A 14,675-nucleotide genomic window follows, 5' to 3' on the forward strand; every position below is an offset into this window, starting at 1 on the left:
CTGGCCGCCGGTGCTCTAGCCGAGGCCGACTACCTCCGCATCCGGCCGGCAGAACGCGCTGGCGGCGGCGCTGCCGGCCGGGTCGGGGCAGGGAGCGGATGCGATCACGACTTGGTGTTCACTCGCGTTGATCCATCCGCGGCGGAATGATGACGTTAGGTCACCGCGTGGAGCGAGGCGGGCCGGTGGGGTCAGGGTCGGGCAGGGAACTCGTCGTCATGTGAAAGGCCCGTCCGCTATCTCTGCTCCGGGGTCAGGACGCGTCGGCTCCGGTCCCCGGTCCAGGCCGCTTCGAGGATCGCGTTCAGGCTGGCGATGTCGGTCGGGCCTGGATGGTTCTGGACCAGGCGGGTGACGCCACTGGCCATCTCCGCGAAGCGCGGGAGGTCGGCGCGTGCCACGCCGATGTCCGCCAAGGTGGCAGGGATGCCGATGTCGGCAAGGAGCCGGTCGAGCCAGGTGAGGAACATATCTGCGGCCTCGGCATCCGAGGCGTCGGTCACGTCGAGCCCGCACACCCCGGCGAGGATGGCCAACCGGTCGGCGATGGCATCCTTGGCCGCGTCCAGCGCGTAGGGCAGCAGCATGCCGACGCCCAGGCCGTGCGGCGTGTGGGTGGCTGCGCCGATGGGGTACTGGAGGGCGTGCGGAGCCGCGGTGCCCGCGTGGGAGAACGCGAGCCCGGCGAGCATGGACCCATAGGACATGTCCGCGCGCGCCTCCTTGTCACCTCCGTCCCTGACGACATGGGGCAGGCTGCGGGCGATCCGCTCCGCGGCCAGGAGCGCGTAGTGATCGGTGATCGAGTTGCGGCCGAGGAAGACCTGCTCCACCGGGTCGCGCGGTCCGTGGGGCCGGGGCCGCGCGGTGTAGCTCTCCACCGCGTGACAGAACGCGTCGATCCCGGAGTGGGCAGTGACGGTCGCAGGGCAGGAGTACGTGAGCTCGGGGTCGACGATGGCGAAGTCGGGCACGATGTGGACGCTGGAGACCCCCACCTTCAGCTCGCGGTCCGGGTCGGTCAACACCGAGACGGGCGTGAGCTCGGAGCCGGTGCCTGACGTCGTCGGGACCGCGACGAGAGGAATCGTCGGCCCCGGCACCTTCGACTCGCCGTAGAAGTCGCGCGGCGTCCCACCGTGGCGCCGGATGACGCCGACGATTTTGGCGAGGTCGATCACCGTGCCGCCCCCGATGGCGAGGATCACGTCGGCGTCCACCTCTGCGGCGACCGCGACGGCCAGGTCGACATCGGAGAGTGGCACGTCCGGAGTCGCGTCGGCGAACACCCCGACGACTGCGACCTTCTCCCGCACGGCGGCCACGATCCCGGCCACGCTCGGCTGCCCAAGGAGAACCCGGTCGGTCACGATGAGGACTCGCGAGCCACACTCGGCCACCACTCGTGGGATGTTCTGCGCGACCCCTTCGCCCACTATCAGCTGGCGTGGTCCGCGGACGGTCTCAAGCATGTCAGTGCCTCTCTGGAACGTCGGCGGTGATTTGCGGGGCGGACGTCCGGGTCACCTGCGCGACCGGGACGGCGTCGGCGGCGTCCCCGGGTGCCGGCGGATTCGTGCCGGCCATGGCCCGGGGCCCGCCCCACGGGTGGAGGCCGGTCAGGTCATGCGTGCACAGGGCGCGGTGACCCTCGGCGGGCACCCGGAGCAGCAGACCGGTCACGGTAGGTCGATCGCCGCGTAGGTGACGTCGAGGTACTCAAGGATGCCCTCGTGCGACCCCTCCTTGCCGATCCCGGACTGCTTCACGCCTCCGAACGGAGCCGACGGGTCCGAGATCAGACCCCGGTTGATGCCGACCATCCCCGTCTCCAGCCCCTCGGCGAACCGGAGCGCCCGCTGGAGGTCACGGGTGAAGACGTATCCGACCAGGCCGTGCTCGGTGTCGTTGGCCTTCGCCAGTACCTCGTCGTCGGACGTGAACGAGATGATCGGCGCCACCGGGCCGAAGATCTCCTCCTCCAGCATCTGCGCGTCTTCGGGCACGTCGACGATGACCGTAGGCGGGTAGAAGTGGCCCGGCCCATCCGGACGCTCGCCGCCCACCAGGACACGGGCGCCGCGATCGACCGCGTCGGTGACGAGCTCGTCGATCTTGTCGACCGAGGCCTCGTCGATCAACGCCCCGACGTCCACGCCGTCGTCGAGACCATGGCCCACCGAGAGCGCGCCCATCCGCTCGGCGAAGCGCGCCGTGAACTCCTCGCGCACCGGCTCCTCGACGTAGATTCGGTTGGCCGCGATGCAGGACTCCCCGATGTTGCGCATCTTGGCCACCATGGCGCCGTCGATCGCGACGTCCAGGTCCGCGTCGGCACACACGATCAAGGCCGCGTTGCCGCCCAGTTCCATGGAGGTGCGCAGCACGTTGTCCGCCGCCTGCCGGAGCAGCACGCGCCCGACCTCGGTCGACCCGGTGAACGAGAGCTTGCGGGTCCGGCGGTCGGCCAGCAGCGCTGAGACCACCTCGCCGGAACGCTTGGTCGTCACGACGTTGACGACGCCCGGGGGAACGCCGACCTCCTCCATGATGCGGGCCAGCAACAGCATGGTGAGTGGTGTCTGGGCTGCCGGCTTGGTGATCGTCGTGCAACCCGCCGCCAGCGCGGGAGCGATCTTGCGGGCGCCCATGGCCAACGGAAAGTTCCAGGGCGTCACGAAGACGCACGGTCCGACCGGCTTCGGCACGGTGAGGATGCGATATCCACCGGCGGGAGCGGTGTTGTAACGCCCCTCGATGCGCACCGCCTCCTCGGCGAACCAACGGAAGAACTCGGCGCCGTAGGCCACCTCTCCCCGAGCCTCGGCGAGCGGCTTGCCCATCTCGAGCGTTATCAGCCGGGCGACCTCCTCGGATCGCTCGGTCAGTGCCCGGTACGTCGCCCTCAGCAGCTCTGACCGCTTTCGCGGCGGGGTCGCCGCCCACTCCGCCATTGCCTTGTCCGCCGCGTCCAGAGCGGCGAGCCCGTCGACGACGCCGGCGTCCGCCACCTCGGCGATGGTCTTGCCGGTGGCCGGGTCCTCGACGGCGAAGGTGGCTCCGCTGGCAGCGTCGCGCCAGGCGTCGCCGATCCGGAGCCGCCGGTGCTCAGGGGCCAGGACGTTCATCGGGTCACTCATTACGTCGCCTCCTGTGATGTTCTTGGTGATGTCCAGCGTGACCTCGGCGATCGCGCCACGCGCGTTGACGAACGGGTCACACGACCTCGTCGGTGCCGAGGTCGCCGAGCGGGTCGAACGTCGCCTCGGCCGTGGCCGCGGGGCGGCGCCCCGCGCCACCGATCGCCTTGCCGGGCCATGGCTGCTTCAGCGTCGTCAGGCCGTGCTCACCGGTGACGGTCCGCCGAGGCTCGATGGCCACATGCGGGCGCATGTCGACGTCGCCGCCCCGCGCGGCTACCTCCCGGCCTCGGCCAGCGCCAGCCCGGTGCTCGCATCGAACAGGTGCACACGGTCCAGGTCGACCGTGACATGCAGCCGCTCGCCCGGCGTACCGGTGATGGTGGGTCGTGCCTTGACCTTGAGGATCTCCGTCCCCACTCGGACGTCGACCACCGTCCGGTCACCGAGCGGCTCAAGGCCGTAGAGCTCACCCGGCAACGACGCGTCCCCGCGCTGCTCGACGGACAGGTCCTCTGCGCGCAGGCCCAGCAGCAGCGGCCGGCCGTCTTCAGCCGTGGTCCAGCGGGGCCGCGGCAGCGTCCAGCCTTCCGCCCCGACCAGACGATCTCCCTCGGCGTGGCAGGGGAGGAGGCTGATTGCCGGGCTCCCGACGAAGCCCGCGACCCACTGGTTGGCGGGACGCTCGTACACCTCGGTCGGCGTTCCGACCTGTTGCACCGTCCCCTCCTTGAGGACCGCGACCTGGTCGGCCATGGACAGGGCCTCGACCTGGTCGTTGGTCACGTAGACGAAGGTTCCCCCGAGGCTCCGGTGGATGCGGGTGAGCTCGGTGCGCATCTCGACGCGGAGCTTGAGGTCGAGGTTCGTCAGCGGCTCGTCCATGAGGAACGCGCGCGGGCGACGGACCAGCGCCCGGGCCAGGGCGACACGCTGCATCTCACCGCCCGACATCTGCGCGGGACGACGCTGCAGCAGACGTTCGATGTGCAGCAGGCTCGACATCTGCTCGACGGCGGCGGCGATCTCGCTCGAAGAACAGCGCCGTGCCCGCAGCGGCGAAGCGATGTTCTCGTACGCCGTGAGTCGCGGGTAGAGGGCGTAGCTCTGGAAGACCATGGCCAGGTCGCGTGCGGCCGGGGGGTCGGCGGTCGCGTCCCTCCCGTCCAGATGCACCGACCCGGCGTCAAGCTTCTCAAGGCCGGCGATCGCTCGCAGGGTCGTCGTCTTGCCTGCCCCGGAGGGGCCGAGCACGACGAAGAACGAGCCGTCCGGCACGTCCAGCGTCACCCCGTCCAGGGCCTGGACTTTGCCGAAGGACTTGCGCAGCCCCTGCACTGCCACGGTTCCCATCAGGCCACCAGCTCTTCCGTGCTCACGTCGTAGACCGGCGGGGGCCCGCCGGTGTGCCGCAGCCCGACCGGTGCGTCAGCGGCGAAACGGACAGTCGGCGGCATCCGGACCCGCACGTCGCGCTGGCCGCCGTGGTCGACCACGTAGATGATTTCGTCGCCCAGCCACTCCGCCGAGACCACGCGTGCCGGGACCGAATTTTCCGCCCCTTGTTCTGTGACTTCCAGCGCCTCCGGCCGGACGCCTGCGACCAGGCGACGGTCGCGCGGCAGCCCTGGCGGTGGCGTGAGGACCAGTCCGCCCTGACTGCGCAGCTTCCCGTCGGCCACCTCGACCTCGATCAGGTTCATCGGCGGGGAGCCGATGAACGCGGCGCAGAAAAGACTCGCCGGACGGTCGTAGACCTCCAGGGGCGTGCCGATCTGCTCGACGCGGCCCTTGTTGAGGATGGCGATTCTGTGGCCGAGCGACATCGCCTCGACCTGGTCGTGGGTGACGTAGACCATCGTCGTCCCCAGTTGCCCCTGGAGGTGCTTGATCTCCGTGCGCATGTCCGCCCTCAGCTCCGCGTCCAGGTTGGTGAGGGGTTCGTCCATGAGGAACGCGCGCGGTCGTCGCACCAGGGCGCGGGCAAGCGCGACGCGCTGCTGCTCCCCGCCGGACAGCCGGTGCGGTCGCCGGTCCAGGAGCGGACCAAGCCGCATCAGCCGGGCGGCCTCGTCGACCCGCTCGTGCACCTCCGACTTGGGCAGTCCCTCGGCCCGCAGCGGGAACGCCAGGTTGTCGCGGGTTCTGAGATGCGGGTAGAGAGCGTAGAACTGGAACACCATGGCGATGTCGCGCTCGGCGGGCGGCAGGTCGTTGACCAGCGTTTCGCCGATGCGGATGTCGCCCGTCGTCTGCCTCTCCAGGCCGGCTATGGCCCGCAGCGTGGTCGTCTTGCCGCACCCCGAAGGGCCGAGCATCACGAACAGCTCGCCGTCGCCGATGGACAGGTCCACGTGCTCGACCGCGACCGTGCCGTCCGGGTAGCGCTTGTGCAGGGCGGTCACCTCGATGCCCGCCATCAGCGTCGCACCGCCCCGAGCGTCACACCGGCGACGAGGTGCTTGCGCACCAGGTAGGCGAAGATGAGCACCGGTAGGGCGAACACCAGGGAGGCGGCGGCCACGAGACCCCAGTCCACTGTGGTTCCGCCGATGAGGCCGGCGATGGCGGGTGGGGCCGTCCGCACGCCGTCGCTGGAGGTGAGGAAGATGGCGAACACGAACTCGTTCCACGAGAAGATGAGTGCGAAGACCGCCGTCGCGGCGATCCCGGGCAGGAGCAGGGGAAGGGTAAATCGCCAGAACGCCTGCAAGCGGGTGTAGCCGTCGAGCATGGCGGCATCCTCGTACTCCGCGGGCACCTCGTCGACGAACCCCTTCATCATCCAGATCGTGAACGGGACGTTGAACGCGGCGTAGATGAGGATCAGGCCGAGCTTGCTGTCGATGAGCCCGACCTGGCGGTACATGAGGAAGATCGGGATCACGACCACCACAGGCGGCATGAAACGGGTGGACAGGATGAAGAACAGCTGGTCCTTCTTGGCCTTCACGGAGAAGCGTGAGTAGGCCCAGGCCGCCGGGACTCCCAGCACGGTGGCGAGCACCGTGGAGACCCCGGCGACCAGGACGGAGTTGAGGAACGAGACGGACAAGGCCGAGCGACCGCCGCCGGAGGCGACGAACACGTCCTTGAAATGGTCCAAGGTGACCTTGAAGTCGAAGAACTTGGCCGGGATGGCGTAGACATCCCGGTTCTCCTTGATGGACGTCTCGATCATCCACAGCACCGGAAAGAGCATCACGACGGCCAGCACGGCCAGCAGCGCGACCTCCAGCACGGTGCGGCCCAGGCCGCCACGGCGGCGCGCGGAGCGCGTGCGATCCGGCGCAGGACCTGTGGCCACGGCCTCGTCGACGGAGACGGCCATCAGTCCTCCTTGAGCTTGTTGAGGTAGCGCAGGTAGAGCTGCGTGAGGACCATGACGATGAGGACCATGAGGATCCCGTACGCCGAGGCGGTTCCGGTGTTGAAGCCCAGGAACGCGACCTTGTAGACGTGGAACGACAGCGTCTCCGTGGAGACCCCCGGACCTCCGCTGGTGAGGATGTAGACGAGGTCGAACAGCCGGAAGGCCTCGATGGCCCTGAACAACACGGCGATGAGGAGCAGCGGCCACACCAGCGGAAGAGTGATGGTGCGGAACCGGAACCACTCGGACGCCCGGTCGATCGAGGCGGCCTCATACAAGTACTTGGGGACCGCGGTAAGGCCGGCGAGTGCGATGAGCATGATGAACGGCGTCCACTGCCACGTGTCGACCACGATCAGGGAGAACAACGCCGTCTGCTGCCGGGTGAGCCACTCCACCTGCCCCAGGCCGAGCGAGCCGAGCATGCTGTTGATCACGCCGAACTGCGCGTCGAGCATGAATCGCCAGAACAGCCCGACCACGACCGGCGACAACATCATCGGAACCAGGAACAGAGTGGTCAGCAGTCCTCGCCCGTGCGTACGCCGTGAGATCAGGTAGGCGATGGAGAAACCGAGCACGGTCTGCAGGGCGACCGCGCCGACCACGTAGATCAGCGTCGTCAAGGCCCTCAGGTGGACCTGCGCCGAAGCCAGGATGGCGGTGTAGTTGCCGAACCAGACGAAATTGGCGGGCCCCCCGCGGGTGGCCGAGTAGTCGGTGAAAGACAGGTACAACGCCCATAGCAGCGGGAAGACCGACATCGCCAGCAACAGCAGCAACGCGGGGGAGATGAAGACCACCGCGAGCCAGCGGTCGCTCAAGTGGCGGGACCGGCCCGGAGCAGGCGGCGTCGCGGACGCCACCTGCCCGGGGCGGTCGGTCGTCAGAGGGGCGGGGTCACTCACAGTCCGCCGCCGCCCTTGCGGCCGCTGGAGTCGAGCACGCTCTGCTGCTCCTTGGCGATGTCGTCGAGCGCGTCCTTCGGCTGCTTCGCGCCGTTGAGAGCCGCGTTGACGTTGGTGTTCTCAATGTCGATGAGGCGCGCGTACTCGGGGACGTTCCACATGTCCCGCATCCGCGGAACCGAGTCGGCGTACACCTTGTTGAACGGTCCGGCGTTGAGGAACTCGGGCGACTCCAGGGCGTCCGTACGCGCCGGCACGCCGCCGGCCGCGGCCCACTTCTTCTGGATGTCAGCCTGCTCGAACCACTTCATGAAGTTCAGAGCCTCCGCCTGCTTCTCCTTGGAGGAGTAGGCCGACACGTGCATCCCCATGCCGCCGAGAGGCACCAGGTTCGTCTTCTGGCTCGGCAGGGTGGCGAATCCCAGCTTGCTGAGGATTTCCTCCCGCGTGGAGCCGAGCGTCGACTGCTTCGGGTCGAGCAGGCCGCCGCTCGCGGCGATCCAGTTGAACGCGATGCATGCCTTGCCCTGGGCGACCGCCGCGTTCACCTCGTCGATGAACCAGTTGCCGGAGCCCTTGGCGGTCAGCGGCTTCATCTTGTTGACCAGGACGTCCATCGCCTCCTGGCCCGCAGCGTCGTTGATGACGCCATCGATCTTGCGCGCCTTGGAGTCCCAGAGGTTGCCGCCGTAGAGGCCGTTGACCGTGTTGTAGGTCACGGCCGCGGCGTCGGAGCCGTTGGCCTGGTGGAAGGCCAGCCCGCTGATGCCAGGGTTGTCGGCCTGGCACTTCTCGGCGGCTGAGATCATCTCGTCCCAGGTCTGCGGTGGCTTGTCGCCGATCAGATCCTTGCGGTAGATCATCGTCCAGGTGTCACCGAGCAGCGGCAGTCCGTACAGGCTGGCGTTTTCGTCGCGCTTCCCGGTCTCCGCCTGGGGGAACTGGCCGTAGGCCGCCAGGAGGTACGGGTTGTAGGCGTTGACGTCGATGTTCTTCTTGACGAAGTCGGTGATGTCGAGGATGTTGCCGTTCGTCACGGCCTCGCCGATGTGCTGCGAGTCCAGGACCGGAATGTCGAAGTCGGTCTTGTGCGCTGCGAACTGGGTGAACATCGCGTCGTGCCAGTTCGCGTTCGGCACGGTGTTGACCTTGATGGTCACATTCGGCCGTTCCTTGGTGTACTCCGCGTTCGCGAAGGTCTCCAGGGCGTGGGCGGGGGGCCAGTCGAACCAGATGAAGCTGAGGGTCAGCGGGTCCTTGGTGAGCTCCGGGATGGTCGCCGGCGCCTTGGGGGCGCTCGCACTCGCGCCGTCGTCCTGGCCGCCGCAGGCCGCCATGGTCGTGGCCACCAACATGGCCGCCGTCGCCAGCTGCGCCGTTCTACGGGGAACGGACAGTCGTCCGCTTCGCTTTAAATACCGCATCTTCTTGCCTGCTTTCTGGGTGGTGACCTCTGGACCCTTGCTGCGTGCTTCGCCGAGCAGTTGCTGGGGGGGTGTTCAGGCGTGTTGCCGGCTGTCGCAGGGGCTGACCCGCAGACCGGCGTCACGAGTACGCCGCGACGTAATGGCGCTTCAAGCAGTCGAGAGGTCCTTCGGCCCTTGTACGGCCCGGTGGCGAACCGAGTAGGACGTCGAGCGTGCTCATAGGAGCTCCAACTGATCGAAGAGGAGCGATGGCGGAAGGTTCCGCGATGGGTGCAGGATGGCTGGCATCCGCCACCTTTCCTATACGATCCGGGTGGGGGCGTCAACATCCCGCAGCGTTGCGACGGACGTCAACAGGTTTCTGAAAACACCAGAAAGGACCTCACGTCACGATGGACGACGAAACGATGATCGCGCGGCGCCGTGGGGTCATGACGGGCGGAACGCCGCCGCGAAGATCTCGCGGCCGGCTTGCCGACGAGGTGTACGACACGCTGCTCGGACAGCTGATGTCGCTACGGATCGAGCCTGGCTCCCGCGTCACGATCGACGTCCTGGCGCGAGAACTGGGGGTCTCGCAGACGCCGATCCGAGACGCTCTGAACCGCATGGAGGCCGAGGGCCTGGTCGTGCGGGTGCCCCATGCCGGCTACCGCATTCCCCCCCAGATCACCCGTCAGCGATTCGAGGACATGCTTGAGGTCCGCCTGCTCCTCGAGCCGGCGGCGGCGCGCAGATCCGCAGAACGCGCATCGTTGAAGCAGGTGGCCGGTCTGCGACGGATGCTGGAGGAGATGGCGGAGCTGGAGGGGGGCAACGGGCTCATGGCCTATGGCGCCTTCGGGCTACGCGACGCCGCTTTTCACGATCTCGTCGCCCTGAGCGCGGAGAACCAGGTCATCCGCGAAACGCTCGCTCGCCTGCACACGCACGTGCACCTGTTCCGGCTCCTCCACGACACCCAGGTCACCCACCTGGCCATGGCCGAGCACGAAGAGGTTCTGGCCGCGGTCGCCGCACGTGACCCCGACGCCGCCGCCTACGCCATGCGCCGGCACATTCTGCTGTCCGGCGAGCGGTTCCGGCGATTGTTCGACGAAGTCAAGGACGCGGACGGAATCGCGTAAAGGCTTGACGGGCGGGCCGAGCCAGGGAATGCTAACGCAATCGGATCGGATCGGATTGGATCCACCTCACCCGCCCGAGATGCGAGGAGAAGTAGGTGCCTAGAGCACTGCTCCTTACCGGCGATGCCGCCGAGGAGCTCGACACCATGTATCCGTACTATCGCGTGCAGGAGGGCGGCTGGGACGTTGACGTCTCGTCACTGACGATGCGTGACGTTCAGCTGGTCATCCACGAGTTCGACCCCAACTCCGACGCCTACGTCGAGAAGAACGGTCGAAAGCTGCCGGTCGACGTGCCCTGGGCCGAGGTCGACGTCGAGCGCTATGACGCCCTCATCATCCCCGGGGGCCGTGCCCCCGAGTGGATCCGGGTCAACGCCGACGTCAGGCGCATCACCGAGCACTTCTTCGCGCGCAACCTCCCGATCGCGCTGGTGTGCCACGGCGCGCAGGTGCCGGCTGTGTACGGGCTGCTGAAGGGTCGAAAGACGGCGTGCTTCCCCCCCATCACCGGTGACATGGAGAACGCGGGCGCGACGGTCATCGACGCTCCCGACGTGGTGGACGGCAACCTCGTCTCCTGCCGGGGCTGGCCCGACATGCCGCAGTTCGGCAGGGCGATGATGGAGGTCTTCTCGAAGTCCATCGGCTCCGCATCGGCATGAGCACACCTGACCTGTCCCGGTGACGGCACTTCGGACCGTCACAGTCGACGGCTCTCCCGTCCACGTCCTGGAGAGCGGCACCGGGCCCGCAGTGCTGATGCTGCACGGCTCCGGACCCGGTACGACCGGATCCGGAGCCTGGGCGACGACGGCACAGGCGCTGGGCACGTCCTGGCACCTGGTGGCTCCTGACCAGGCGGGGTTCGGCAGTACACCGATCCCGTCGGGCTCCAGGGGTGGGCTCCGGCTGTGGACGGAGCAGGCCGCGGGCCTGATGGACGCTCTCGGTTTCGAGCACTACGCCGTGGTGGGCCACTCCATGGGCGGCGCCGTGGCGCTGGCGCTGGCGGCCGCGCGTCCCCAGCAGGTCACCCGTGTCGTGGCGGTCTCGACGATGGGCGCCCCTGGGGCGCCCCTGTCCGCTGATCTCGACGCGGTCTGGGCCGCCCCCGCCGGCCCGCTCGGGGCACGAGACATGTTGAGTCGCCTCGTCCTCGACCAAGCGCTCGTGACCGAGTCGGCCGTCGCCGCCCGTGCGGCCGCGATGCGAGCGGGGGCGGACGCATACGCGACGTTGTTCCCTCCGCCCAGGGCACGTTGGGCCGAGGACCTCACCCTCTCGGCGCAGACGCTGGCAGGGGTCCGCGCGCCCGTGCTGCTCGTCCACGGCGCCGAGGACCGAGTCACCCCGCTCGGGACGTCGGCCCTGCCCCTGCTCGAACACCTGGCCGATGTCCGTCTGCACGTCTTCGGCCGATGCGGGCACGTGCCGCCGCTTGAGCACCCGCACGAATTCAGGCGACTCCTGTCGTGCTTCCTCGGCCGGGAAGGAGGGCACTGATCGCTGCGACAGGTCCGCAGCCTGTGCTCAAGCAGATCGGCATGAAGCAGGCGTGATCCCCCCCCCACGCGCGTGCCGGAAGGCGCGAGCGTATCGGTGTGAGGTGATTCGGCCGATCGCGCCGACACCTTCATCTGCCCGGCATCTGCCTGGCATCCGCCCGATCAGCCTCGGTGACGGCACCGAGGCTGATCGGCTCGCACCACGTCCGGCCGCGCCGGGCGGGTGCTCCCTCCGCCCGGCGCGTCGTGCGCGTCCTCCGGCTCCGCGAGCCGCGCACCCGCCGTGTGCCCACGGCGGACGCCGCGGCCCCGGAACCCTCCTGTCATGCCCGGATCGGCCAGGTCAGACGGTGGTGATCGTCCACTGGTTGTTGGTGTTGCCGTTGGGTGTCCACATGCCGACGGCGGAGCCGGCGGTGGTGTAGCCCATGCCGTCGAGGGACGTGCCGGTGCCGCGGTTGACGATCTGGTAGCGGCCGTTGCCGAGGTCGTTCAGGCGCCACTGCTGGTTGTTGCCGCCGTTCCAGGCCGACTGCCGGGCGTTGGCGCCGTTGGCGGTGTTGCCCCAGCTGTCGGCGACCATGCCGTTGGTGCGGTTGACGATCCGGTACCAGCCGCCGCCCAGGTCGACCAGCTGCCACTGCAGGTTCGTGCTGCCGTCCCAGTTCCACTGCTTCAGGTTCGACCCCGACGCCACGTTGCCGCCGCTGTCCAGCGCCAGGCCGGTGGTGGCGTTGGCGATCCGCACGTAGCCAGTCGGGGTGCTGCCGCCGCCGGACCCGGTCAGGCGATAGGTGCGGCCGGCCTGGCCGGGCAGCGCGATGACGTCGGCCTCGGGTTTGGTGACGGTGACCGCGCCGCCGGTCTCGGCGTCGACCACCTGGTAGGTGCCGCTGAAGATCCGGTTGCGCACGTTGACCGTGCCGGTGCGGTCGAACTTGACGAGGATCTCGGTGTTCCCGCCGGAGCTCCACGTCGCGCCCACGGTGTAGCCGCCGCGCCCTCGCAGGCCCTGCACCTTCCCGCTCGGCCAGGCCGACGGCAGCGCGGGCAGCACGTGCAGCTCGCCGTTGTGGCTCTGCAGCAGCATCTCGGCGATGCCGGACGTCGCGCCGAAGTTGCCGTCGATCTGGAACGGCGGGTGCAGGTCGAACATGTTCGGCGCGAGCCGGTCGGTCCTCACCAGCAGGCCGATGAGGCTGCGCGCCTTGTTGCCCTCCTCCATCCGCGCCCAGTAGTTGATCTTCCAGGCGAGGGACCAGCCGGTGCCGTCGTCGCCGCGTAGTTCGAGGGTCCGCCGCGCGGCGTTGTAGAGGGTGGGGGTGCCCCGCTTGGTGATCTGGTTGCTGGGGTGCAGGCCGTACAGGTGGGAGATGTGGCGGTGGTTCTGCTCGGTCTCCACCCAGTCGGACAGCCACTCCTGGATGTTGCCGCGCGAGCCGACCTTCATCGGAGGGAGCCGGTCCCGGGCGGCCAGGACCTGGCTCCGGAAGCTCGCGTCGGTGCCGAGGACCTCGCTGGCCTTGGCGCAGCCGTTGAACAGGTCGCGCAGGATCTGGTTGTCCATCGTGGGGCCGGCGCACACGCTGACACCCGAGTGGTGGGGAAGCTCGGGGGAGTTCGACGGGTTCGTGACCAGGTAGCCCAGGCTCGGCTCCTGCACGAGGGTCTCCAGGAAGAACTGCGCCGCGCCCTTCATCGCCGGGTAGTTCTGCCGGAGGAACTCGACGTCGCCGGTGAACAGGTAGTGGTCCCAGATCATGGTGGACAGCCAGGCGCCGCCGGTCTGCCACATGCCCCAGAGCGCGCCGTCGACGACCGAGCTGCCCCGCCACGCGTCGGTGTTGTGGTGGGTGACCCAGCCGCCGGCGTTGTACTGCACCCGGGCGGTTCGGGCGCCGGTGACCGTGAGGTCGTTGATCATCCGGAACACCGGCTCGTAGCACTCCGACAGGTTCGTCGTGTCGGCCGGCCAGTAGTTCATCGGGAGGTTCGCGTTAAGGGTGTACTTGGAATCCCATGACGGGCTGAGGGAGTCGTTCCAGATGCCCTGGAGGTTGGCCGGCTGGCTCCCCGGCCGCGAGGAGGAGATCAGCAGGTAGCGGCCGAACTGGAACAGCAGCACCGAGAACTGCGGGTCGTTGGTGTTCGCGTGCTGCGCGATCCGCACGTCGGTCGGCTGGTCGGCCGCCGAGGTGCGGCCGAGGTCGAGCGTGGTGCGCCCGAACAGCCGCTGGTAGTCGGCGACGTGCCTGGAGCGCAGGTCGTCGTAGGTCCTGCCGTTGGCGGCGTTGAGGTACCCCCGCGCGATGCCCTGGTAGTCACCGCTGGTGTCCTTGTAGTTCACGTAGCTGGAGCCGATGGAGATCAGCACGGTCACGCTGTTGGCGTTCCGCACCTGCAGGGTGCCGCCGGAGCTGCTGACGCTGCCGCCGTCGGCGACGGCCTTGGCCAGCGCCAGGAACTTCACCTTGCCGGACAGGCCCCGCTGGTCGCCGGAGACGCCGTCGAGCGCCACCGTCGTGCCGTCCGGGCTGGAGCGCGTGGTCCGCTGTGGGCTGTCGAACGTCGCGGAGAACGTGATCGAGCCGCCCCTGTCGGCGGTGAGGCGGATGGCGATCACCTGATCCGGCGCGCTCGCGAGCACCTCACGCTTGTACCGCACGCCGTTCTGCAGGTACGACGTGGTCGTGGTGGCCGTGGTCAGGTCCAGGACACGGCTGTACTCCGAGACTCCGCTGCTGCTGCCGAAGGTGAGCCGCAGGTTGCCGACGGTCTGGTACGCCAGCTGGGCCGAGGGGTTGCCCAGCATGTTCTGGTCGATGAGGCTCTGGGCCTGGCTCCACTGGTTCTGGAAGACCAGCTGCCGGATCTGGCCGAGAGCTCCCGCGCCCCTCGTGTTGCTCTGGTCGTACGGGCCACCGGCCCAGACGGTGTCCTCGTTGAGCTGCAGCCGCTCGGTGTCGACGTTGCCGAACACCATCGCGCCCAGCCGGCCGTTGCCGATCGGCAGCGCGCGCAGCCAGTCGGTGCCGGCGCTCTCGTCGTACCAGAGGGCCAGGTCGTTCGCGGCGCTCACCTCGGAAGGGGTCGCCGCCGCGGCCCGGGCGACCGCCGTCCACTGGAACGGCGCCAGCGCGGCTCCGGCTCCGGCCGCGCCGAATCGCAGCACTTGCCGTCGGGTGAAATCAG

General features: G+C 68.7%; 13 protein-coding genes. 3 read left to right on the forward strand and 10 right to left on the reverse strand.

Annotated elements, in window-relative coordinates:
* Positions 1 to 236 precede the first annotated feature (236 nt).
* The 9 genes from ACGFIB_RS18715 to ACGFIB_RS18755 all read right to left on the reverse strand — a co-directional run bounded on the left by ACGFIB_RS18715 (position 237) and on the right by ACGFIB_RS18755 (position 8,776).
* Positions 237 to 1,472, reverse strand: coding sequence for an iron-containing alcohol dehydrogenase (locus ACGFIB_RS18715; protein ID WP_393373353.1), 1,236 nt, complete (start codon positions 1,470 to 1,472; stop codon positions 237 to 239).
* 1 nt (position 1,473) lies between these two features.
* Positions 1,474 to 1,683, reverse strand: coding sequence for a hypothetical protein (locus ACGFIB_RS18720; RefSeq protein WP_393373356.1), 210 nt, complete (start codon positions 1,681 to 1,683; stop codon positions 1,474 to 1,476).
* Positions 1,680 to 3,140, reverse strand: a complete 1,461-nt coding sequence (locus ACGFIB_RS18725; RefSeq protein ID WP_393373359.1) for an NAD-dependent succinate-semialdehyde dehydrogenase — start codon at positions 3,138 to 3,140, stop codon at positions 1,680 to 1,682. Before ACGFIB_RS18725 ends, ACGFIB_RS18720 begins: the two co-directional genes overlap by 4 nt.
* A 76-nt stretch (positions 3,141 to 3,216) precedes the next feature.
* Complete coding sequence (locus tag ACGFIB_RS18730) at positions 3,217 to 3,381, reverse strand: hypothetical protein (protein WP_393373362.1); 165 nt, start codon at positions 3,379 to 3,381, stop codon at positions 3,217 to 3,219.
* Positions 3,382 to 3,416: 35 nt separating this feature from the next.
* Positions 3,417 to 4,493, reverse strand: coding sequence for an ABC transporter ATP-binding protein (locus ACGFIB_RS18735; protein WP_142571092.1), 1,077 nt, complete (start codon positions 4,491 to 4,493; stop codon positions 3,417 to 3,419).
* Complete coding sequence (locus ACGFIB_RS18740; protein WP_393373365.1) at positions 4,493 to 5,560, reverse strand: ABC transporter ATP-binding protein; 1,068 nt, start codon at positions 5,558 to 5,560, stop codon at positions 4,493 to 4,495. Before ACGFIB_RS18740 ends, ACGFIB_RS18735 begins: the two co-directional genes overlap by 1 nt.
* On the reverse strand, positions 5,560 to 6,471 hold the full coding sequence (locus tag ACGFIB_RS18745; RefSeq protein WP_142571090.1) for a carbohydrate ABC transporter permease: 912 nt from the start codon (positions 6,469 to 6,471) through the stop codon (positions 5,560 to 5,562). The genes ACGFIB_RS18740 and ACGFIB_RS18745 overlap by 1 nt, the downstream gene beginning before the upstream one ends.
* On the reverse strand, positions 6,471 to 7,337 hold the full coding sequence (locus ACGFIB_RS18750) for a carbohydrate ABC transporter permease (protein ID WP_208762196.1): 867 nt from the start codon (positions 7,335 to 7,337) through the stop codon (positions 6,471 to 6,473). Before ACGFIB_RS18750 ends, ACGFIB_RS18745 begins: the two co-directional genes overlap by 1 nt.
* Positions 7,338 to 7,417: 80 nt before the next feature.
* Positions 7,418 to 8,776: an extracellular solute-binding protein gene (locus ACGFIB_RS18755; protein WP_393373368.1), complete on the reverse strand. Its 1,359-nt coding sequence runs from the start codon at positions 8,774 to 8,776 to the stop codon at positions 7,418 to 7,420.
* A 479-nt stretch (positions 8,777 to 9,255) separates the two neighbouring features.
* Between ACGFIB_RS18755 and ACGFIB_RS18760 the strand changes: the two genes are divergently transcribed.
* From ACGFIB_RS18760 to ACGFIB_RS18770, 3 genes are all read left to right on the forward strand, one after another.
* Positions 9,256 to 9,975 carry a GntR family transcriptional regulator gene (locus tag ACGFIB_RS18760; protein WP_393373371.1) on the forward strand — a complete coding sequence of 240 codons (720 nt, stop codon included), beginning with the start codon at positions 9,256 to 9,258 and terminating at the stop codon, positions 9,973 to 9,975.
* Between the two features lie 95 nt (positions 9,976 to 10,070).
* Complete coding sequence (locus ACGFIB_RS18765) at positions 10,071 to 10,640, forward strand: DJ-1/PfpI family protein (protein WP_142571086.1); 570 nt, start codon at positions 10,071 to 10,073, stop codon at positions 10,638 to 10,640.
* 19 nt (positions 10,641 to 10,659) lie between these two features.
* The gene (locus tag ACGFIB_RS18770) at positions 10,660 to 11,481 is read left to right on the forward strand and encodes an alpha/beta fold hydrolase (protein WP_357252316.1); all 822 of its coding nucleotides are present in this window, start codon (positions 10,660 to 10,662) and stop codon (positions 11,479 to 11,481) included.
* A gap of 345 nt (positions 11,482 to 11,826) precedes the next feature.
* Here ACGFIB_RS18770 and ACGFIB_RS18775 read toward each other — a convergent pair whose 3' ends face one another.
* Positions 11,827 to 14,655, reverse strand: a complete 2,829-nt coding sequence (locus ACGFIB_RS18775; protein WP_393373375.1) for a glycosyl hydrolase family 95 catalytic domain-containing protein — start codon at positions 14,653 to 14,655, stop codon at positions 11,827 to 11,829.
* Between the last annotated feature and the right edge of the window lie 20 nt (positions 14,656 to 14,675).

This window comes from Microbispora bryophytorum (assembly GCF_043197435.1).
Taxonomy (GTDB): Bacteria; Actinomycetota; Actinomycetes; order Streptosporangiales; family Streptosporangiaceae; genus Microbispora; species Microbispora bryophytorum.

Excerpts from the sequence above, each read along its gene's own strand:
- ACGFIB_RS18715 (WP_393373353.1), bottom strand. The coding sequence starts at position 1,472 with ATGCTTGAGACCGTCCGCGGACCACGCCAGCTGATAGTGGGCGAAGGG.
- ACGFIB_RS18725 (WP_393373359.1), bottom strand. The coding sequence starts at position 3,140 with ATGAGTGACCCGATGAACGTCCTGGCCCCTGAGCACCGGCGGCTCCGG.
- ACGFIB_RS18735 (WP_142571092.1), bottom strand. The coding sequence starts at position 4,493 with ATGGGAACCGTGGCAGTGCAGGGGCTGCGCAAGTCCTTCGGCAAAGTC.
- ACGFIB_RS18740 (WP_393373365.1), bottom strand. The coding sequence starts at position 5,560 with ATGGCGGGCATCGAGGTGACCGCCCTGCACAAGCGCTACCCGGACGGC.
- ACGFIB_RS18745 (WP_142571090.1), bottom strand. The coding sequence starts at position 6,471 with ATGGCCGTCTCCGTCGACGAGGCCGTGGCCACAGGTCCTGCGCCGGAT.
- ACGFIB_RS18755 (WP_393373368.1), bottom strand. The coding sequence starts at position 8,776 with ATGTTGGTGGCCACGACCATGGCGGCCTGCGGCGGCCAGGACGACGGC.
- ACGFIB_RS18760 (WP_393373371.1), top strand. The coding sequence starts at position 9,256 with ATGATCGCGCGGCGCCGTGGGGTCATGACGGGCGGAACGCCGCCGCGA.